The sequence below is a fragment of the Microbacterium thalassium genome (assembly GCF_014208045.1).
Classification (GTDB): domain Bacteria; phylum Actinomycetota; class Actinomycetes; order Actinomycetales; family Microbacteriaceae; genus Microbacterium; species Microbacterium thalassium.
In genome coordinates, this window is the sequence record NZ_JACHML010000001.1 from 2,227,043 (window position 1) to 2,247,140 (window position 20,098).

At 70.0% G+C, this 20,098-nt stretch carries 17 protein-coding genes; 13 read left to right on the plus strand and 4 right to left on the minus strand.

All coding sequences use genetic code 11. The annotated features are described in order from the left end of the window. The first annotated feature begins 211 nt into the window (after nt 1-211). Entirely contained in the window at nt 212-838 is a 627-nt protein-coding gene (gene coaE, locus HD594_RS10240; RefSeq protein ID WP_184750870.1) for a dephospho-CoA kinase, read from the plus strand. A 1-nt stretch (nt 839) separates the two neighbouring features. On the opposite strand, the gene HD594_RS10245 is transcribed toward coaE, so the two are convergent. Continuing rightward, complete coding sequence (locus tag HD594_RS10245; protein WP_271171224.1) at nt 840-1,439, minus strand: DUF4126 domain-containing protein; 600 nt, start codon at nt 1,437-1,439, stop codon at nt 840-842. Between the two features lie 50 nt (nt 1,440-1,489). Between HD594_RS10245 and uvrB the strand changes: the two genes are divergently transcribed. From uvrB to HD594_RS10305, 12 genes are all read left to right on the plus strand, one after another. Beyond that, on the plus strand, nt 1,490-3,571 hold the full coding sequence (gene uvrB / locus HD594_RS10250) for an excinuclease ABC subunit UvrB (RefSeq protein ID WP_184750871.1): 2,082 nt from the start codon (nt 1,490-1,492) through the stop codon (nt 3,569-3,571). Nucleotides 3,572-3,805: 234 nt separating this feature from the next. Then, nucleotides 3,806-5,329 carry an HNH endonuclease signature motif containing protein gene (locus HD594_RS10255; RefSeq protein ID WP_246413976.1) on the plus strand — a complete coding sequence of 508 codons (1,524 nt, stop codon included), beginning with the start codon at nt 3,806-3,808 and terminating at the stop codon, nt 5,327-5,329. A 42-nt stretch (nt 5,330-5,371) separates the two neighbouring features. Further along, nucleotides 5,372-8,272 (plus strand): excinuclease ABC subunit UvrA, encoded by a 2,901-nt coding sequence (gene uvrA / locus HD594_RS10260; protein WP_184750872.1) that lies wholly within the window; start codon nt 5,372-5,374, stop codon nt 8,270-8,272. A gap of 6 nt (nt 8,273-8,278) precedes the next feature. Beyond that, nucleotides 8,279-10,186: an excinuclease ABC subunit UvrC gene (gene uvrC, locus HD594_RS10265; RefSeq protein WP_184750873.1), complete on the plus strand. Its 1,908-nt coding sequence runs from the start codon at nt 8,279-8,281 to the stop codon at nt 10,184-10,186. Between the two features lie 25 nt (nt 10,187-10,211). Continuing rightward, nucleotides 10,212-11,093, plus strand: a complete 882-nt coding sequence (gene rapZ / locus HD594_RS10270; RefSeq protein ID WP_184750874.1) for an RNase adapter RapZ — start codon at nt 10,212-10,214, stop codon at nt 11,091-11,093. Between the two features lie 49 nt (nt 11,094-11,142). Next, nucleotides 11,143-12,135 (plus strand): DNA-binding protein WhiA, encoded by a 993-nt coding sequence (gene whiA, locus HD594_RS10275; RefSeq protein WP_184750875.1) that lies wholly within the window; start codon nt 11,143-11,145, stop codon nt 12,133-12,135. 149 nt (nt 12,136-12,284) lie between these two features. Continuing rightward, on the plus strand, nt 12,285-12,902 hold the full coding sequence (locus HD594_RS10280; protein ID WP_184750876.1) for a superoxide dismutase: 618 nt from the start codon (nt 12,285-12,287) through the stop codon (nt 12,900-12,902). Between the two features lie 155 nt (nt 12,903-13,057). After that, nucleotides 13,058-14,062, plus strand: a complete 1,005-nt coding sequence (gene gap, locus HD594_RS10285) for a type I glyceraldehyde-3-phosphate dehydrogenase (RefSeq protein ID WP_184750877.1) — start codon at nt 13,058-13,060, stop codon at nt 14,060-14,062. 5 nt (nt 14,063-14,067) lie between these two features. Further along, on the plus strand, nt 14,068-15,282 hold the full coding sequence (locus HD594_RS10290) for a phosphoglycerate kinase (protein ID WP_184750878.1): 1,215 nt from the start codon (nt 14,068-14,070) through the stop codon (nt 15,280-15,282). Continuing rightward, entirely contained in the window at nt 15,273-16,061 is a 789-nt protein-coding gene (gene tpiA / locus HD594_RS10295; protein ID WP_184750879.1) for a triose-phosphate isomerase, read from the plus strand. The genes HD594_RS10290 and tpiA overlap by 10 nt, the downstream gene beginning before the upstream one ends. 64 nt (nt 16,062-16,125) lie before the next feature. Next, nucleotides 16,126-16,374 carry a preprotein translocase subunit SecG gene (gene secG, locus HD594_RS10300; RefSeq protein ID WP_184750880.1) on the plus strand — a complete coding sequence of 83 codons (249 nt, stop codon included), beginning with the start codon at nt 16,126-16,128 and terminating at the stop codon, nt 16,372-16,374. Next, nucleotides 16,374-16,730 (plus strand): RNA polymerase-binding protein RbpA, encoded by a 357-nt coding sequence (locus tag HD594_RS10305; RefSeq protein WP_184750881.1) that lies wholly within the window; start codon nt 16,374-16,376, stop codon nt 16,728-16,730. Before secG ends, HD594_RS10305 begins: the two co-directional genes overlap by 1 nt. 75 nt (nt 16,731-16,805) lie before the next feature. Here HD594_RS10305 and pgl read toward each other — a convergent pair whose 3' ends face one another. The 3 genes from pgl to zwf are packed head-to-tail and all read right to left on the minus strand — an operon-like array spanning nt 16,806 to nt 20,093. Further along, the gene (gene pgl / locus HD594_RS10310; protein WP_184750882.1) at nt 16,806-17,585 is read right to left on the minus strand and encodes a 6-phosphogluconolactonase; all 780 of its coding nucleotides are present in this window, start codon (nt 17,583-17,585) and stop codon (nt 16,806-16,808) included. Nucleotides 17,586-17,595: 10 nt separating this feature from the next. Then, entirely contained in the window at nt 17,596-18,546 is a 951-nt protein-coding gene (locus HD594_RS10315; RefSeq protein ID WP_184750883.1) for a glucose-6-phosphate dehydrogenase assembly protein OpcA, read from the minus strand. Further along, nucleotides 18,543-20,093 carry a glucose-6-phosphate dehydrogenase gene (gene zwf, locus HD594_RS10320; RefSeq protein ID WP_184750884.1) on the minus strand — a complete coding sequence of 517 codons (1,551 nt, stop codon included), beginning with the start codon at nt 20,091-20,093 and terminating at the stop codon, nt 18,543-18,545. The genes HD594_RS10315 and zwf overlap by 4 nt, the downstream gene beginning before the upstream one ends. Nucleotides 20,094-20,098: the final 5 nt, after the last annotated feature.

Consider the following 20,098-nt stretch of genomic DNA (forward strand, 5'->3'; position numbering starts at 1 on the left):
GCGTGGATCGTGCGACTCGCCTGAGCGGTCTTCCATCGCCCCTCCCCCCGGAATGCCTGCGTGGTGTGTTCTCCCCTTGCCGGCCCTCGGATCACCGAGGACGTGACCATGACGCTACCGACGTCGCCTCAAGCGCGGCTCAGGTCCACCCCAGGACGCGCTGAAGGTTCACCCGTGCGGGTGCTGGTCGCGTCGATGCGAGACTGGGGGCATGCCCCTCATCGCGCTCACCGGAGGCATCGCGTCCGGCAAGTCCACGATCGCGCGGCGCCTGGCCGAGCACGGCGCCGTCGTCGTGGACGCCGACGGGATCGTGCGGGATGTGCAGCAGCCGGGTTCTCCGGTCCTGCAGGCGATCGCGGACGCGTTCGGCGAGCGGATGCTGCGCGACGACGGGTCGCTGGACCGCGCCGCTCTCGGGTCGGCGGTGTTCGGCGACGCCGACGCCGTCGCTCGGCTGAACGCCATCGTCCACCCGGCGGTGCGCGCGGAGTCCGCGCGGCGCTTCGCCGAGGCCTTCGCCGCCGATGCCGCCGCCGTCGTCGTGTACGACGTGCCGCTGCTCGTCGAGGCGCGGGTCGACGATCCGTGGGACCTCGTCGTGGTCGCCCACGCCCCTGCCGAGGACCGCGCCCGGCGTCTGGTGGAGCTGCGCGGGCTCTCGGCCGACGAGGCGGACGCGCGTCTGGCATCGCAGGTGTCGGACGACGCCCGGCTGGCGGTGGCGGATGTCGTCATCGACACGTCGACGACGCTCGAGGACACGCGACGGCAGGTCGACGACCTGTGGGAGCGGCTGCCGCAGCTGGTGGCGGAGGCCGGCACGGCCCGTTCCTGAGTCAGGCCGACGCGGATGCCTGTTCGCGCGCCCGGCGGCGGCGGCGCAGCACGACGGCGACGGTGACGGCGGCCGCGATGATGAGCAGGACGGCGAGCACCGGCAGCACGATCGCGAGCACGGCGAGCACGAACGAGGACACGTCCTCGACGGTGCTGAGGACCGGCGCGGCCACTCCGGCGGTCGCGACATTGGCTGCGGGGCGGACGGCGGCCTTGACGCCGTGCACGGCGAGCGCGATGACGACGCCGATCAGGATCGGCACCCACGCGGTGTCGGTGAAGAACGCCGTCGGGTCCTCGACGTTCACCGTCTGGGCGCTCGAACCGGCGCCGAACACGACGCCGCCGGCGGCGGGCCGCACGAACGTCTGGATCGCGTCGTTGACCGAGTCGACGGCGGGGATCTTGTCGGCGATGACCTCGACCACCAGGAGCGCCCCCATGATCCACAGGGCGACGTCGCTCGAGAGCCAGGCCCAGCCCGCGGGAAGCTCGACGGCGGGGAGGAAGCGGTCGGCCAGCCCCAGCACGAGCAGGGGCATCCAGGCGTTGAGCCCGGCCGCTGTCGCAAGGCCCGTGCCGACGAAGAACTCCACCACCCGTCAAGCGTAACGGCGCCGGTGTCGGACGCCCCGCCTACGCTGGAGGGGTGCAGACCACACGCTCCGTCCGGCCGTTCGAGGTCGTCAGCGAGTACCAGCCCAGCGGCGACCAGCCGCAGGCGATCGCCGAGCTCGCCGGGCGCATCAACGCCGGCGAGACCGATGTCGTGCTGCTCGGCGCGACGGGCACGGGCAAGTCGGCCACCACGGCCTGGCTCATCGAGGCGGTCCAGCGCCCGACGCTCGTCCTCGCCCACAACAAGACCCTGGCCGCCCAGCTGGCGAACGAGTTCCGCGAGCTCATGCCCCACAACGCCGTCGAGTACTTCGTCTCGTACTACGACTACTACCAGCCCGAGGCCTACGTCCCGCAGACGGACACCTTCATCGAGAAGGACTCCTCGATCAACGCCGAGGTCGAGCGGCTGCGCCACTCCACCACGAACTCGCTGCTGTCGCGGCGCGACGTCGTGGTCGTCTCGACGGTGTCCTGCATCTACGGACTGGGCGCCCCCGAGGAGTACCTGCGCGCCATGGTCGCGCTGCAGGTGGGCGAGATCTACGACCGAGATGCGCTGATCCGCAAGTTCATCGCGATGCAGTACAACCGCAACGACGTCGACTTCTCGCGCGGCAACTTCCGCGTTCGCGGCGACACGATCGAGATCATCCCGGTGTACGAGGAGTATGCGATTCGCATCGAGCTGTTCGGCGACGAGATCGAGGCGCTGTACATGCTGCATCCGCTGACGGGCGATGTCGTGCAGCGGCTCGACTCCGTGCCGATCTTCCCGGCGTCGCACTACGTCGCCGGCACCGAGACGGTGCAGCGCGCGATCGGCACCATCGAGGACGAGCTGGGGGAGCGGCTGCGCGAACTCGAGTCGCAGAACAAGCTGCTCGAGGCGCAGCGGCTGCGCATGCGCACGACGTTCGACCTCGAGATGCTGCAGCAGCTGGGGTTCTGCTCCGGCATCGAGAACTACTCGCGCCACCTCGACGGACGTTCGCCCGGCGAGCCTCCTCACACGCTGCTGGACTTCTTCCCCGACGACTTCCTGATGGTCATCGACGAGTCGCACGTCACGGTGCCGCAGATCGGCGCGATGTACGAAGGCGACGCGTCGCGCAAGCGCACGCTGGTCGACCACGGCTTCCGCCTGCCGAGCGCGCTCGACAACCGCCCGCTGCGGTGGGACGAGTTCAAGGACCGCGTCGGGCAGACGGTGTACCTGTCGGCGACGCCGGGGCGGTACGAGATGAGCGTCGCCGACGGCGTTGTCGAGCAGATCATCCGTCCGACGGGGCTCGTCGACCCCGAGATCGTGGTGAAGCCCTCGAAGGGCCAGATCGACGACCTGCTCGAAGAGATCCGCGTGCGCGTCGAGCGCGACGAGCGGGTGCTCGTGACGACGCTGACGAAGAAGATGGCCGAGGAGCTCACCGACTTCCTCGGCGAGCACGGCGTGCGCGTGCGGTATCTGCACTCGGACGTCGACACGCTGCGACGCGTCGAGCTGCTCACCGAGCTGCGCGCGGGCGTCTACGACGTCCTCGTCGGCATCAACCTGCTGCGCGAGGGGCTGGATCTTCCCGAGGTCTCGCTCGTGTCCATTCTCGACGCCGACAAGGAGGGCTTCCTGCGGTCGGGCACGTCGCTCATCCAGACGATCGGACGCGCGGCGCGCAACGTGTCGGGTCAGGTGCACATGTACGCCGACACGATCACCGACTCGATGCGAAACGCCATCGACGAGACCGAGCGGCGCCGCGAGAAGCAGATCGCGTACAACACCGAGAACGGCATCGACCCGCAGCCTTTGCGCAAGCGCATCGCCGACATCACCGAGGTGCTGGCGCGAGAGGCCTCCGATACCGACGCGATGATGTCGAAGAAGAGCGCCGCGAAGACCAAGAGCGGCAAGGGCAAATCGCCGACGCCCCAGCTCAAGCGCGAGGGCATCGCGGCCGAGGGTGCGACCCAGCTGGAGTCCACGATCGCCGATCTGTCGCAGCAGATGCTCGCCGCGGCCGAGGAGCTCAAGTTCGAGCTCGCCGCTCGCCTGCGCGACGAGGTGCAGGATCTCAAGCGCGAGCTGCGTGCGATGGAGAAGGCCGGGCACGCCTGACACGACGTGTCCCGCAGGTGGATTCTCCCCTTCAGGGGTTCCGCCCGCGTCGGCGCTCACGGGAGCTGTCGGTTCCCGACGAGCGACCATGGATGGTCTTGGGCCGGAGGCCGGTTCACGGGGGACCGGCGCGCGTCGGCGCCGGCGGTGAGTACCTCGCGGTCCTCTGCTCGGCGGGCCGACCGCACCGACTCCCGCAGGTGGAGTGTCGGAGGTATGTTCTAGCGTCAGGGTATGGACATCGATGACGGCCGGCGGCGCGTGCCTCCCGGCGACGAGGGAGCAGAGGGCGAGCCGTCGCGCATCGAGGGCGCCGGCGCCGGCCCCGGCTGGCCGTGTGAGGGCGGTTCATTGGACGACGACGGCCACCCCGAGTGGTCCGAGGATGCCGACTACCCGGACTGGTCGCCCGAGCCTCCCGACGCGGTCGGCAGGGTCGTCGAAGCCGCCACGGTGATGGCGAGCTTCGCCGTCGACCGGCTGATGGGGATCGACCGCGTGCGCCAGGAGGCCTTCTCGCTCGCTGCGCAGCGCGGCGGGCGCTTCAGTTCCGAGATCGTCCTCCGCTCGGTGCGATTGGAGCTCGCGGCGGCGCTGCGGATCACCGAGTACGCGGCCGGCCAGCTCATCGCGCACGCCGAGGCGCTCGTCCACCGATATCGGCCGGTGCTGACCGCCCTCGGGCGCGCCGAGATCACCGAGCGCCATGCCGAGGTCTTCGTCGACGCGCTCGATGCCGTCGAGCCCGAGCATCGCGCCACGATCGCTCCGCGAGCGCTCGAGATCGCGAAGGTCGAGCCCGTGGGCGTGTTCCGGCGGGCGCTGCGAGCGCTCATCGACGACGTGAGAGCCACGACGCTGGCCGAGCGCCACGATGCCGCGCTTCAGCGCCGACGAGTGGTGGTCGAACCCGCCGACGACGGCATGGCGTGGCTGATGGCGCTGATACCGGCCGTCGAGGCGCACGCCGCCCACGACCGGCTCACGCGCATGGCCAAGGCCATCAGGCGCATCGACGGCGAGAGCCGCTCTCTCGATCAGATTCGGGCCGATGCCCTGGGCGACCTGCTCGTCGCCGGAGACACCGGTGCGCTCCCCGAAGGTGCTCGCGGCATCCGCGCCAGTGTCGTCATCACGGTGCCGGCACTCACCCTTCTCGGAGCGGGAGAGGGAGGGGACGCCGGCTTCGGCGACGGAGCGGGACATGGACAGGGACCGGGACCGAGACCGGGTGCGGGATGGGGCGCGGGACCCGGTTTCGGAGGGGGAGCGCGCTCCGGGGACGGGCGCGGACGATCCGGCATGCCCGTCGTCGAAGGAGTCGGCCCGATTCCGGTCGAGCGCGCACGGGAGCTGTGCGGCGGCGATGGTGCGTGGATGCGCGTGCTGACGCACCCCGAGACCGGGGCGGTGCTCTCGGTCGGCCGTGACCGCTACGACCCACCGTCGACGCTTCGGAAGCTCACGAGATGGCGGGCCGACCGCTGCATGGCGCCCGGCTGCGGCATGCCGGCGGCACGGTGCGAGGTCGACCACACGCTGGCCTGGGAGCACGGGGGTCAGACGTCGCTCGAGAACCTCGCGCCGATCTGCAAGGGTCACCACACGGTCAAGCACCACGGCGGGTGGCATGTCGAGCAGGTCGGCGGAGGGGGAGCCCTCCAGTGGACGTCGCCGTCGGGGCGGCGGTATCGGGTCGAACCCGAGCGACGGGTTCCCGTCTTCCGATCCGCCGACGCGTCGGACGCGCCGTTCTGACCTCCCCGAGCCCGTGTCGGAGGCCGCGCCTAGACTTGTCGGGTGCCCATCGTCCCCGTCTCGTCGCATGCCCACACCAGCGGAAAGCTGAGCGTTCAGGGCGCGCGCGTCCACAACCTGAAGAACGTCGACCTCGAGATCCCGCGCGATTCGCTCGTCGTCTTCACGGGGCTGTCGGGGTCGGGCAAGTCGAGCCTCGCGTTCGACACGATCTTCGCCGAGGGGCAGCGCCGGTACGTCGAGTCCCTCAGCGCGTACGCGCGCCAGTTCCTCGGGCAGGTCGACCGGCCCGACGTCGACTTCATCGAGGGTCTGAGCCCGGCGGTGTCGATCGATCAGAAGTCGACGAACCGCAACCCGCGGTCGACGGTCGGCACGATCACCGAGATCCACGACTACATGCGTCTGCTGTGGGCGCGCATCGGCGTTCCGCACTGCCCCGAGTGCGATGCCGTGATCCAGCGCCAGACGGTGCAGCAGATCGCCGACCAGCTCATGGAGCTGCCCGAGCGGACCCGCTATCAGATCGTCGCGCCGGTCGTCACGCAGAAGAAGGGCGAATTCGTCGACCTCTTCAAGGAGCTGAGCGCGAAGGGCTATGCGCGCGCGGTCGTCGACGGAGAGCTCATCCAGCTCGCCGAGCCGCCGGCCCTCAAGAAGAGCTACAAGCACGACATCGCCGTCGTCGTCGACCGGCTCGTCGCCGCGTCCGGCATCCTGGGGCGCGTCACCGACTCCGTCGAGACCGCCCTGGGGCTCGCCGGCGGGGTGATGCAGGTGAACTTCGTCGACGAGGAGGGCGACGCCGCGTGGCAGTCGTTCTCCGAGAAGCTCGCCTGCCCCAACGGCCACCCGCTGCAGCTCACCGAGATCGAGCCGCGTACCTTCTCGTTCAACGCGCCCTTCGGCGCGTGCCCGGCCTGCTCGGGCCTGGGCACGCGGATGTCGGTCGACGTCGACCTCATGCTCGGCGACGACGAGCTGTCGATCCGCGAGGGCGTGCTGCTGCCGTGGACGACCCAGGGCAAGGGGCTCTTCCAGTACTACGAGCGCCTCCTCGAGGGTCTCGCCGCCGACCTGGACTTCTCGCTCGAGACGCCGTGGAACCAGCTGCACTCCGACGTCCGCGAGGCGGTGCTGCGCGGCGACAACTACAAGGTCACCGTCAAGTGGAAGAACCGGTACGGCCGCGAGATGCGGTACTCCTCCGGGTTCGAGGGCGTCGTGCCCTACATCGAGCGGCAGTACATGCAGGCCGAGTCCGACACGCAGCGGCAGCGCTGGGCCGAGTACCTGCGCGAGGTCCCGTGCCCGGTGTGCGACGGTGCGCGCCTCAAGCCCGAGGTGCTCGCGGTGAAGGTGCACGGACACTCGATCGCCGACGCGTCACGCCTGAGCCTCGCCGACGCCCAGCAGTACTTCGCGCAGCTCGAACTGACCGAGCGCGAGGCCAAGATCGCGGCGCAGGTGCTGCGCGAGATCCGCGTGCGCCTCGACTTCCTCATCCAGGTCGGGCTCACGTACCTCAACCTCAGCCGCTCCGCGGGATCCCTGTCGGGTGGCGAGGCGCAGCGCATCCGTCTCGCCACGCAGATCGGCTCGGGGCTGACCGGCGTCCTGTACGTGCTGGACGAGCCGTCGATCGGCCTGCACCAGCGCGACAACCGCCGGCTCATCGAGACGCTGCTGACCCTGCGCGACCTCGGCAACACCCTCATCGTCGTCGAGCACGACGAAGAGACCATCCACGCCGCCGACTGGATCGTCGACATCGGCCCCCGCGCCGGCGTCGACGGGGGAGAGGTGGTCCACTCCGGCCCGCTCGACCAGCTGCTCGCCGACCGCACGTCGGTCACCGGCGACTTCCTGTCGGGCCGTCGCGAGATCGCGATCCCGGACGCCCGCCGCAAGATCGACCGCTCGCGCTCCATCTCGGTCGTCGGCGCGCGCGAGAACAACCTCAAGAACGTCACGGTCGACTTCCCGCTCGGCGTCTTCACCGCCGTCACGGGCGTGAGCGGCTCGGGCAAGTCGACGCTGGTCAACGACATCCTCTACGAAGTCCTCGCCTCGCGCCTCAACGGCGCCCGCACGGTGCCGGGCAAGCACACGCGCGTGACCGGACTCGACAACCTCGACAAGGTCGTCCACGTCGACCAGGCGCCGATCGGCCGCACCCCGCGCTCGAACCCCGCGACCTACACCGGGGTGTTCGACCGGATCCGGACGCTCTTCAGCGAAACCCCCGAGGCGAAGGCGCGCGGCTACCAGCCGGGCCGCTTCAGCTTCAACGTCAAGGGCGGGCGCTGCGAGGCGTGCTCGGGCGACGGCACGATCAAGATCGAGATGAACTTCCTGCCCGACGTGTACGTGGACTGCGAGGTCTGTCACGGCAAGCGGTACAACCGCGACACCCTGTCGGTGCACTACAAGGGCAAGAACATCGCCGAGGTGCTCGAGATGCCCATCGCCGAGGCGGCCGAGTTCTTCGAGCCCATCCAGGCTATCCACCGCTACCTGAAGACGCTCGTCGACGTCGGCCTGGGGTACGTGCGGCTCGGGCAGTCGGCCACCACGCTCTCGGGCGGCGAGGCGCAGCGCGTCAAGCTCGCCACCGAGCTGCAGAAGCGGTCCAACGGACGCAGCATCTACGTCCTCGACGAGCCGACCACCGGTCTGCACTTCGAAGACGTCCAAAGGCTGCTGCAGGTGCTGGGCGGGCTCGTCGACAAGGGGAACACCGTGATCGTCATCGAGCACAACCTCGATGTGGTCAAGTCGGCGGACTGGATCATCGACCTCGGCCCCGAGGGCGGCGCCGGGGGCGGCACGATCGTCGCCACCGGCACCCCCGAGCAGGTCGCGCGCGTGCAGGACAGCCACACCGGCGCGTTCCTCGCCGAGATCTTCGGCTCCCACGCCCCGCGCCGCAAGGCCGGCTGATCGGCGATGGCGGACGAGCTTCCGTACAAGCCGAGACCGGGCGAGATCCCCACCGACCCGGGGGTCTACCGCTTCCACGACGCGCACGGCCGCGTGCTCTACGTCGGCAAGGCGAAGAACCTGCGCGCGCGGCTGTCGAACTACTTCGCGCCGCTGCGCACCCTCCACGAGCGCACACGGCGCATGGTGCTCACCGCCACCGGCGTCGAGTGGACGGTCGTCGCGACCGACGTGGACTCCCTGCAGCTGGAGTACCAGTGGATCAAGGAGTTCGATCCGCCGTTCAACGTCCGCTACCGCGACGACAAGTCGTACCCGTTCATGGCGATCACCCTCGCCGACGAGGCCCCCCGCGTGATGGTGACGCGCAACCACCGCATCCGCGGTGCGAAGTACTTCGGGCCGTACCCGAAGGTGTGGGCCGTGCACGACACCATCGACCTGATGATCAAGGTGTTCCCCATCCGCACCTGCAGCGACTCGTCCTACAAGAAGGCGATGGCCAGCGGCCGGCCCTGCTTCCCCGGCCAGATCGGGCGCTGCGGGGGGCCATGCTCGATGACGGTGTCGATCGAGGAGCACCGCGCGATCGTCGAGGACTTCGTGGCCTTCATGTCCGGTGGCGATCAGCGCTTCACCAAGCAGCTCACCGCGCGCATGCGCGAGGCATCCGCCGCCATGGACTACGAGGCCGCGGCCGGCTACCGCGACAAGCTCGAGGCGATCGACGCCGTGCTGAACAAGAGCGCACTCGTGCTCGCGTCCGACACCGACGCCGACCTGTTCGGCATCGCCGAGGACGAGCTCGCCGCCGCCGTGCAGCACTTCGTCGTGCGCGGCGGACGCGTGCGGGGAGTCCGGGCGACCACCATCGAGAAGGAGCTCGACATCTCGGGCGCCGAACTCGTCGCGCAGGTGCTCGAGCGCACCTACGGGGATGCCGCGCCCGCCGACATCCCGCGGCAGGTGCTCGTCCCCGAGCGACCCGACGACGCCGACGAGCTCGAGCAGTGGCTCGCCGACCGTCGCGGCCGGCGAGTCACCGTCCAGGTGGCTCAGCGCGGCCCCAAGGCCGAGCTGATGAAGACGGCCACGCTCAACGCGCAGCAGGCCCTCATGCTGCACAAGACGCGGCGCACGAGCGACTACGTCGCGCGGACGCAGGCGCTCACCGATCTGCAGGAGGCCCTGGGCCTGGCCGAGGCGCCGCTGCGCATCGAGTGCTACGACGTGTCGCACCTGGGCGGCACGAACGTCGTCGCGTCGATGGTCGTGTTCGAGGACGGCCTGGCCCGCAAGGATCAGTACCGCTCCTTCGGCGTCGCCGAGACGACCGACGACACCGACTCGCTGCACCAGGTGCTCATGCGGCGTCTCGCCTACCTCGACCAGCCGGATGCCGACGAACGCGGCACGGGCGACGAGGCCGTGCTGGATGCCGAGGCGGACGTGGTCACCGAGCGCCGTCGTCCGCGGTTCGCGTACCGGCCGCAGCTGCTGGTGGTCGACGGCGGGCGCCCCCAGGTCGAAGCCGCAGCCCGCGCGCTGCGCGACAGCGGCCACGAGGAGGTCGCGCTGTGCGGGATCGCCAAGCGGCTCGAGGAGGTGTGGCTGCCGGGGGAGGACTACCCGGTCATCCTGCCGCGCACCTCCGAGGCGCTGTACCTGCTCCAGCGTCTGCGCGACGAGGCCCACCGATTCGCCATCACCCACCAGCGCAAACGCCGCAAGCGCGACATCCAGACCGTGCTCGCCGAGGTGCCCGGACTGGGGGAGGCGCGCATCAAAGCGCTGCTGCGCCACTTCGGCTCGGTGACCGCCCTGAAGAAAGCCAGTCCGGCCGAGATCGAGGAGCTCCCCGGCGTCGGACCCAAGCTCGCAGCCGCCGTCCACGCGCACCTGGCGAGCGGCTAGGCTGGGGCGGACGACAGGGGTGGTCATGGCGGGCGCGCAGCGGCAGGATCCGGGAGAGATCCTGATCGTGACGGGGATGTCCGGTGCGGGGCGGTCGACCGCCGCGAACGCGCTGGAGGACCTCGACTGGTACGTCGTGGACAACCTGCCGCCGCAGATGCTGCGGCCGCTGCTGGACCTCAGCGAGATGGCCGGGGACACCCTGCCGCGCATCGCCGTCGTGGTCGATGTGCGCGGCCGCGACCTGTTCAGCGAGCTGCCCGAGGCCGTGCAGGCGCTGCGGGGGCGCTCGCGCCTGCGTGTGCTGTTCCTCGACGCCGCCGATCACGTGCTCGTGCGCCGGTTCGAGGCGGTGCGGCGCCCGCACCCGCTCCAGGACGAGGGCACGATCCTCGACGGCATCCATCGTGAGCGCGCTCGTCTCGCCGTCGTGCGCGAAGACGCCGACCTCATCGTCGACACGTCCCAGTTCAACGTCCACCAGCTCGCGAACCGCATCGTCGAGCTGTTCTCCGACGAGAGTTCGGCGCGCCACACGCTCACCGTGGTCAGCTTCGGCTTCAAGTACGGCCTCCCACCCGACGCGGACCTCGTGGCCGACATGCGGTTCCTCCCGAACCCCTTCTGGAACGACGACCTGCGCTCCCTGACGGGCGAGGACCCGCGCGTGCGCGACTTCGTGCTGTCCCAGGAGGGCGCCGCCGACTTCCTCGAGGCCTACACGCGGGCGCTGGTCCCGGTGCTGGAGGGCTACCAGCGCGAGAACAAGCGGCACTCGGTCGTGGCCGTGGGCTGCACGGGCGGGAAGCACCGCTCCGTGGCGATGACGATCCAGCTGGCCGAGCGACTGGCCGCCGTGCCGGGCGTGGCGGTGCGCGTGAAGCATCGCGACCTCGGGCGAGAATGAGCGCGCGCAGGTAGGCTGGACGATCGTTCCTGAACTCTGAGGAGACCCGTTGTCGCTGACCGCCGACGTCAAGACCGAGCTCATCGCGGTGCGAGACCCGCGCCCGTCTGCTCGAGTCGCCGAGCTCACCGCCCTGCTGCGCTTCTCCGGCGGCCTGCACTCGATCGCCAACCGCGTCGCGGTCGAGGCCGAGCTCGACTCCGAGGTGCTCGCCCGCCGCGTCGCGCGCGAGCTCATGGAGATCTACGGCGTCCGCCCCGAACTGGTCCACGTGCAGGCCTCCAGCGCGCGCACGACCGGCCACTACGCGGTGCGCGTCATCGACGGCGGCGAGACGCTCGCACGGCAGACCGGGCTCCTCGACCAGCGCCGTCGACCCGTGCGGGGTCTGCCCAACAAGCTCACCACCGGCGCCCGCCCGGACCTGGCGGCCGTCTGGCGCGGCGCCTTCCTCGCCGCCGGCACCCTCAGCGAGCCGGGCCGCTCCGCTGCGCTCGAGATCAGCTGCCCGTCGGGCGAGGCCGCCATGGCCCTCGTCGGCGCCGCCCATCGCGCCGGCATCGCCGCGAAGGCGCGCGAGGTGCGCGGCATCCCGCGCGTCGTCGTGCGCGAGGGCGACGCGATCCGCACCGCACTGGCGACGATGGGCGCCCTGCGCGCCGCGGCGGACTGGGAGCAGATGCGCCAGCGCCGCGAGGTGCGCGCCGGCGTGAACCGCCTCGTCAACTTCGACGACGCGAACCTGCGCCGCTCCGCGCAGGCCGCGGTCGCCGCGTGCGCGCGCGTCGAGCGGGCCCTCGAGATCCTCGGAGACACCGTTCCGGACCACCTGCGCGAAGCCGGCGAGCTGCGTCTGGCGCACCGCGACGCGAGCCTGGACGAACTGGGCCAGCACGCCGACCCGCCGCTGACGAAGGACGCCGTGGCGGGCCGCATCCGCCGTCTCCTGGCGATGGCCGACAAGAAGGCGGATGCCGACGGCGTCGCCGGCACCGAGTCGGCCGTACCGGTCGGCGAGGACGGCGAGGACGTCGAGGGCTGAGACTCTTCGCATCCATCTCGAATCCATTCCGTACCCATCGCAACTCCGGGAAGCAACCCCGGCCACGCCGCGTTGGGCGTCAGTAGGATGACAGTCGTCCCCTCGCTGCGCCGAGGCATTCGGTGCGGCGCCGACAGGAAGAAGAGAACATGGCGAAGTACACGCTGCCCGACCTCCCCTACGACTACGCCGCGCTCGAGCCGCACATCAGCGGCAAGATCATGCAGCTGCACCACGACAAGCACCACCAGGCGTATGTGACGGCCGCGAACACCGCGCTCGACCAGCTCGCCGAGGCCCGTGAGACGGGGAACCTGGCGAACGTGAACAAGCTCGAGAAGGACCTCGCGTTCAACCTCGGCGGCCACGTGAACCACTCGATCTTCTGGACGAACCTCTCGCCGGACGGGGGCGGGCAGCCCGAGGGCGAGCTCGCTGCCGCGATCACCGAGTTCTTCGGCTCGTTCGAGAAGTTCCAGGCGCACTTCACCGCCGCCGCCACCGGCATCCAGGGATCGGGCTGGGCCGTCCTCAGCTGGGACCCCGTCGGCGAGCAGCTCATCATCCAGCAGCTGTTCGACCAGCAGGCCAACACGGCGATGGGGACCATCCCGGTCTTCCAGCTCGACATGTGGGAGCACGCCTTCTACCTCGACTACCTCAACGTCAAGGCGGACTACGTCAAGGCCGTGTGGAACATCGCCAACTGGGAGAACGTGGCCCAGCGCTTCTCCACCGCCCGCGAGAAGGCCATCGGGCTGGTCTAGTTCTGCGGTAGTGTCGGACACAGGTGAGGATGCCTCGAATCCTCCCGGATTCGGGTGGATTCCAGGCATCCTCTCTGTGTACAGAGATCGCGTGACAAGGAACGCCGATCGGGCGTCGCCGGCGCGGCGAAAATAACGGGAGACCGGGAGACATCGTGTCTGTCAAGATCGGCATCAACGGCTTCGGCCGCATCGGACGCAACTACCTGCGCGCAGCGCTCGCTCAGGGCGCGGACCTCGACATCGTGGCGGTGAACGACCTCACCGACAACAAGACCCTTGCCCACCTGCTGAAGTACGACTCGATCCTCGGTCGCCTCGACGCGGAGGTCTCGTACACCGAGGACTCGATCACCGTCGGCGACAAGACCATCAAGGTCTTCGAGGAGCGCGACCCCGCCAACCTCCCCTGGGGCGAGCTCGGCGTCGACATCGTCATCGAGTCGACCGGCCGCTTCACCAAGGCCGCCGACGCCGGCAAGCACATCGCGGGCGGCGCGAAGAAGGTCCTGATCTCGGCCCCCGCCTCGGGCGAGGACGCCACGTTCGTCATCGGCGCGAACGAGGAGCTGTACGACCCCGAGAAGCACCACATCATCTCGAACGCGTCGTGCACGACCAACTGCCTCGCGCCGCTGGCCAAGGTCCTGAACGACGAGTTCGGCATCGTGAAGGGCCTCATGACGACGGTCCACGCGTACACCGCCGACCAGAACCTGCAGGACGGCCCGCACAGCGACCTGCGCCGCGCCCGCGCCGCCGCGCTCAACATCGTCCCCACCTCGACCGGTGCGGCCAAGGCCATCGGCCTCGTGCTGCCCGAGCTGAAGGGCAAGCTGGACGGCTTCGCGCTGCGCGTGCCGGTTCCCACCGGCTCGGCCACCGACCTCACGGTCGAGGTGGCCAAGGAGGCGACCGTCGACGAGATCAAGGCCGCCTACAAGGCCGCCGCCGAAGGCCCGCTCGCCGGCATCCTCAAGTACACCGAGGACCCGATCGTCTCCAGCGACATCGTCACCGACCCGCACTCGTCGATCTTCGACGCCGGCCTCATCCGCGTCATCGGCAACCAGGTCAAGGTCGTGTCGTGGTACGACAACGAGTGGGGCTACTCGAACCGCCTCGTCGACCTGACCGAGATCGTCGCCAGCAAGCTCTGACGATCATGGCTCTGCGCACCCTCGATTCGCTGGGTTCGCTCGCAGGCAGGCGCGTCATCGTCCGTGTCGACTTCAACGTCCCCCTGAAGGACGGCGTCATCACGGACGATGGCCGCGTGCGTGCGGCCCTTCCCACGCTGAACCACCTGATCAATCAGGGCGCACGCGTCATCGCGTGCTCGCACCTCGGGCGCCCCGCCGGCGCCCCCGACCCGAAGTACAGCCTCGAGCCGGTCGCGCAGCGACTGTCCGAGCTTCTCGGCAAGCCGGTCGCGTTCGCGCGCGACACCGTCGGCGAGTCCGCCCAGGAGGCCGTTGCGGCCCTCGAGGACGGGGACGTCGCGGTGATCGAGAACCTGCGGTTCAACCCGGGCGAGACCGCGAAGGACGAGGCAGAGCGCCGCGCCTTCGCCGAGCAGCTCGCCGGACTCGGCGACGCGCTCGTCTCGGACGGGTTCGGCGTCGTCCACCGCAAGCAGGCGTCGGTCTACGACCTGGCCGAGATCCTGCCGTCGGCCGCCGGCTACCTGATCGAGAAGGAGGTCGACGTTCTCGACCGCCTGACGGAGAACCCCGAGCGTCCATACACGGTCGTCCTCGGCGGTTCGAAGGTCTCGGACAAGCTCGGCGTCATCGCCCACCTGCTCCCGCGGGTGGAGAAGCTGTGCGTCGGCGGCGGCATGATGTTCACCTTCCTCAAGGCCCAGGGCTACGAGGTCGGCAAGAGCCTCCTCGAAGAGGACCAGCTCGACACCGTCAAGGGGTACATGGCCACGGCCGCCGAGAAGGGCGTCGAGCTGGTGCTCCCCGTCGACGCGGTGGTCGCGGCATCCTTCGCCGCGGACGCCGACCACGTCACGGCGGATGCCGACAAGCTCGAGGACACCCCGTTCGGCGCCGACGGCCTGGGCCTGGACATCGGTCCGAAGACGGCGGAGCTGTTCGCCGACGCGATCCGCGGGTCGAAGACGGTCTTCTGGAACGGCCCCATGGGCGTGTTCGAGATGGATGCCTTCGCGGCCGGCACGAAGGCGGTCGCAGAGGCGCTCACGGATGTCGACGGACTGAGCGTCGTCGGCGGTGGCGACTCGGCCGCCGCCGTGCGCCAGCTCGGCTTCGCGGACGACCAGTTCGGGCACATCTCGACCGGTGGAGGCGCGAGCCTCGAGTTCCTCGAAGGAAAGAAGCTCCCCGGACTGGAGGTCCTCGGATGGCAGTAGAGCGCACCCCGCTGATCGCGGGGAACTGGAAGATGAACCTCGACCACCTGCAGGCGGTGGCGTTCGTGCAGAAGCTGCACTGGACGCTCAAGGACGCCAAGCACGAGGACGGCTCGGTCGAGGTGGCGGTGTTCCCGCCCTTCACCGACATCCGCACGGTGCAGACGCTCCTCGACGCCGACAAGATCCCGTTCTCGCTCGGTGCCCAGGACCTGTCCACGCAGGACTCCGGCGCCTACACGGGCGAGATCTCGGGTGCGTTCCTGTCGAAGCTCGACTGCGGCTACGTCATCATCGGGCACTCCGAGCGACGCCAGTACCACGGCGAGACCGACGAGATCGTGGCGGCCAAGGTCCAGGCGGCTCTCAAGCACGGCCTGACTCCCGTCATCTGCGTCGGCGAGACGCTCGAGCAGCGCGAGGAGTCCGGCCCGACCGCGGTGTCGGTCGCGCAGCTCGAGGTGGCGCTGGCTTCGGTGCCCGCCGATGCGGAGATCGTCGTCGCGTACGAGCCGGTCTGGGCGATCGGCACCGGCCAGGTGGCCTCGCCCGAGCAGGCGCAGGAGGTGTGTGCGGCGCTGCGCGAGGTGATCGCGTCCAAGCTCGGTGACGAGGCGGCCGCCCGCACGCGGGTGCTGTACGGCGGGTCGGTGAAGGCGGCGAACATCGCCAGCTTCATGCGCGAGCCCGACGTCGACGGTGCTCTGGTGGGCGGTGCCAGCCTCGTCGTCGACGAGTTCGCGGCCATCGTCCGGTACCAGAAGCACGTCGGCGTCTGACGACGTCGGGTAGACTCGACCATCGGTGCCCGGAACCGGGCGCCGACGAAAGGCTTCAACGACTGTGCAGATCCTCGAGTTCGTCCTGCAGGTGCTCCTGGGCATCACGAGCCTCCTGCTGACTCTCCTCATCCTCCTTCACAAGGGGCGTGGCGGCGGCCTGTCCGACATGTTCGGCGGCGGCATGACCTCGTCTCTCGGTTCGTCGGGACTCGCCGAGCGCAACCTGAACCGCTTCACCATCGTGCTCGCGCTGGTGTGGTTCGTCGCGATCGTCGCGCTCGGCCTGATCACGAAGTTCCAGGGGCTCTGATGGCAACCGGAGGCAACGCGATCCGAGGCACCCGCGTGGGTGCCGGACCCATGGGCGAGCAGGACCACGGCTTCCACGCCGACCGCATCGCCGTCTCGTACTGGGACGCGATGGGCAACGAGACGGTCCGGTACTTCGCCGCGGGCATCCCCGAGGAGGAGATCCCCGAGGTGATCGACTCGCCGCACACCGGCCTTCCCGCCGGGCGCGACAAGGAGAACCCGCCGGCGGTGGCGAAGACCGAGCCGTACAAGACGCACCTGGCGTACGTGAAGGAGCGTCGCAGCGACGAAGAGGCCGAGGAGCTTCTCGACGACGCGCTCAAGCAGCTGCGCGAGCGTCGCGGTCAGGAGTAGGTCGAGACCTCAGCAACACGAACAGGAAGAGCGGATGCCCGGAGGCATCCGCTCTTCCTGTATCCGGCTCTCGGCTCAGTACTCCTGGTCGATGAGCTCGGGCGGAACCTTGGCGGCGGCGGCCCGGTCGACGAAGAAGACCGTGCGGCGACGGCCTTTCGCGCCGCCCGCGGGCACGCTGAGGTAGCTGGCGCCGGCCAGCGCGAGTCCGAGCGCCGCGGCCTTGTCCTCGCCGGCGAGCACCATCCACACGCGCAGCGAGGAGTTGATGACCGGTCGCGTCATCGTCACCCGCTCGGGCGGAGGCTTGGGGGATTCGCGCACCGGGACGACGGAGCGGTCGACGATCTGGATCTCGGGGCGGTCGGGGAACAGCGACGCGATGTGGGCGTCGGGCCCGACCCCGAGGAAGCACACCACGAACGTCGGCCACGGGTGGTCCGGCGTCCCGAAGGCGGCCAGCTCCCGCGCGTACTGCTCGGCCGCCGTGTCGAGATCGACGCCGTCGTCGCTGCCCGCGGCGGAGTGGATGTTCTCCGCGGGGATGTCGATGTGGTTCAGCAGCGCACCGCGGGCGAGGACATCGTTGCGATCGGCGTGTCCACGCGGCACGAAGCGCTCGTCGCTCCACCAGAAGTGGACGAGCGACCAGTCGATCTCGTGGACACGGGGGTGACGGGCCGCCGCCGCGAGCACCGCGCCGCCCATGCTGCCGCCGGTGAGCGAGATGTGGGCCTGGCGCCCGTTCGCGACGCGCTTGCGGACCCTGGTGAGGAACCGGGAAGCGACGGATTCGGCCAGCGTTCCGGGGTCGGGTGCGATGACGACCCGCTTCTCAGCCCACACTTCCGTCATACTGCTCGTCCTACGCCTCCCGCGTCGTCGGCGGGTCCAGCAGATCCCACCCCTCGGTGATGACTCGACCATACAGGAGGTCGGGATCCAGGCGACGCAGCTCCTCCGCCAGGCACTCGCGCAGCGTGCGGCGCGGGAAGGCGAGCTCGTGGCTGGGCTGGCCGGGCTGCGTGAGGATCGCCAGACCGGGGCTCGGCCGCTCGAGCAGCACCTCGCCGCTCGCGCGCGTCAGGGCCACCGACTTGATGCCGTGCGGCCAGTCGTCGGCGTCGAGGTACTCCCACTCCACCGGCACGTCGAGGGCGACGCGCAGCCACGCCGCGAGCAGCGCCGTCGAGGGCGAATCCGCCGCGCCGCGCACGCGCACCGACGTGACCGTCTCGTACGGCGGCTGATCGAGGATCGCCGCGAGCTGCTCCCGCCAGCGCGTCAGGCGCGTCCACGCCAGGTCGGTGTCGCCGGGCGCGTACGTCTCGCCGAGATGGCTCACCCATGCCGAGGGATCGGTCTTGGTGGCGGCATCCGTGATGCGGCGCTGTGCGATGCGGCCGATCGTGGTCGCGGACGGCTCGGGCGGCGTCTCGTTCGGCCACCACACCACGACGGGCGCATCCGGCAGCAGCAGTCCGGTCACGAGGGACTCGAGGTTCGACCGGGCGGCCTCGCCGCGCACCTGCAGCGTCACGACCTCGCTGGCGCCGGCGTCGCCGCCGACGCGGATCTGCGCGTCCAGACGGGCATCCGGGGCATCGGGCTCGCTGATCATGAGCACGATGACCCGCATGGGGTGCTCGCGCGAGGCGTCGTTGGCGGCCTCGATGGCCTCTTCCATCGCCCCCTGGCGCGTGATGATGATGAGCGTCAGCACGCGCCCGAGCGCGACGGCGCCGCCCTCCTCGCGCACGCTCACGAGAGCCCGCGAGATCTTGCTGACGTTGGTGTCGGGCAGGTCGACGATCACGGGCGCCTCCAAGCGCGTCCGTCGCGGGCGAGCATCTCGTGCGAGGATGCGGGGCCCCACGATCCGGGTGAGTACTGTTCGAGCGGGCCGCCCTGGGACTCCCAGAAGCGCTCGATCGGGTCGAGGATCTTCCACGAGAGCTCGACCTCTTCATGGCGCGGGAACAGCGGCGGATCGCCGAGCAGCACGTCGAGGATGAGGCGCTCGTAGGCCTCGGGGCTCGCCTCGGTGAACGCGTGGCCGTAGCCGAAGTCCATGGTCACATCGCGCACCTGGGCGCTGGCCCCCGGCACCTTCGAGCCGAAGCGGATCGTGACGCCCTCGTCCGGCTGCACGCGGATCACGAGGGCGTTCTGGCCCTGTCCCGAGCGGTCGCTGCGCGAGAACAGCATCTCGGGCGCGCTCTTGAAGACGACGGCGACCTCGGTGACGCGGCGTCCGAGGCGCTTGCCGGTGCGCAGGTAGAAGGGGACGCCGGCCCAGCGGCGCGTGTTGACCTCGAGCGTGATCGCCGCGTAGGTCTCGGTCGTGGACTGCGGGTCCATGCCGTCCTCGTCGAGGAAGCCGCGGACCTTCTCGCCGCCCTGCCACCCGCCGGCGTACTGACCGCGCGACGTGGACTGCGCCAGGTCGCCCGGCAGCGTCACGGCCGCGAGCACCTTCTCCTTCTCGCTGCGCAGGTGCGCGGCGTCGAACGAGATCGGCTCCTCCATCGCCGTCAGGGCCATGAGCTGCAGCAGGTGGTTCTGGATGACGTCGCGCGCCGCGCCGATGCCGTCGTAGTAGCCCGCGCGGCCGCCGACGCCGATGTCCTCGGCCATCGTGATCTGCACGTGGTCGACGTAGTTGCGGTTCCAGATGGGCTCGTACAGCTCGTTGGCGAACCGCAGGGCCAGGATGTTCTGGACCGTCTCCTTGCCGAGGTAGTGGTCGATGCGGAAGATCGAGTCCGCCGGGAACGCCGAGCGCAGCGCATCGTTGAGCGAGCGCGCCGTCTCGAGGTCGCTGCCGAACGGCTTCTCGATGACCACGCGCCGCCACCGCTCCGGCTGATCGGCGGTGTCGTCGACCAGACCGGAGTTCTTCAGCTGCTCGGCGACCAGCGGGAAGTCGCGCGGCGGGATCGAGAGGTAGAACGCGTGATTGCCCATGGTGCCGCGCTCGGTGTCGAGCTTCTCGACCGTCTCGCGCAGGCGCGTGAAGGCGGCCGGGTCGTCGAACTCGCCCGAGACGAAGCGGATGCCCTGGAGGAGCTGCTTCCAGGTCTCCTCGCGGAACTCGGTGCGCGCGTTCTGCTTGACCGCGTCGTGCACGACCTTGGCGAAGTCCTGGTCGTCCCAGTCGCGACGGGCGAAGCCCACGAGCGCGAAGCCCGGGGGCAGCAGGCCGCGGTTGGCGAGGTCGTAGACGGCGGGCATCAGCTTCTTGCGGGACAGATCGCCGGTGACGCCGAAGATCACGAGCGCGCTGGGTCCCGCAATGCGGTTCAGGCGCCGATCCTCGGGGTCACGCAGCGGATTCCGCCCGCGCGAGATCTCGACGGTCATCGGGG

Coding starts and splice junctions, on each gene's coding strand:
- HD594_RS10280 (WP_184750876.1), top strand. CDS start 12,285: ATGGCGAAGTACACGCTGCCCGACCTCCCCTACGACTACGCCGCGCTC.
- pgl (WP_184750882.1), bottom strand. CDS start 17,585: ATGACGGAAGTGTGGGCTGAGAAGCGGGTCGTCATCGCACCCGACCCC.
- tpiA (WP_184750879.1), top strand. CDS start 15,273: ATGGCAGTAGAGCGCACCCCGCTGATCGCGGGGAACTGGAAGATGAAC.
- HD594_RS10255 (WP_246413976.1), top strand. CDS start 3,806: ATGGACATCGATGACGGCCGGCGGCGCGTGCCTCCCGGCGACGAGGGA.
- rapZ (WP_184750874.1), top strand. CDS start 10,212: ATGGCGGGCGCGCAGCGGCAGGATCCGGGAGAGATCCTGATCGTGACG.
- zwf (WP_184750884.1), bottom strand. CDS start 20,093: ATGACCGTCGAGATCTCGCGCGGGCGGAATCCGCTGCGTGACCCCGAG.
- coaE (WP_184750870.1), top strand. CDS start 212: ATGCCCCTCATCGCGCTCACCGGAGGCATCGCGTCCGGCAAGTCCACG.
- HD594_RS10290 (WP_184750878.1), top strand. CDS start 14,068: ATGGCTCTGCGCACCCTCGATTCGCTGGGTTCGCTCGCAGGCAGGCGC.
- HD594_RS10305 (WP_184750881.1), top strand. CDS start 16,374: ATGGCAACCGGAGGCAACGCGATCCGAGGCACCCGCGTGGGTGCCGGA.
- uvrC (WP_184750873.1), top strand. CDS start 8,279: ATGGCGGACGAGCTTCCGTACAAGCCGAGACCGGGCGAGATCCCCACC.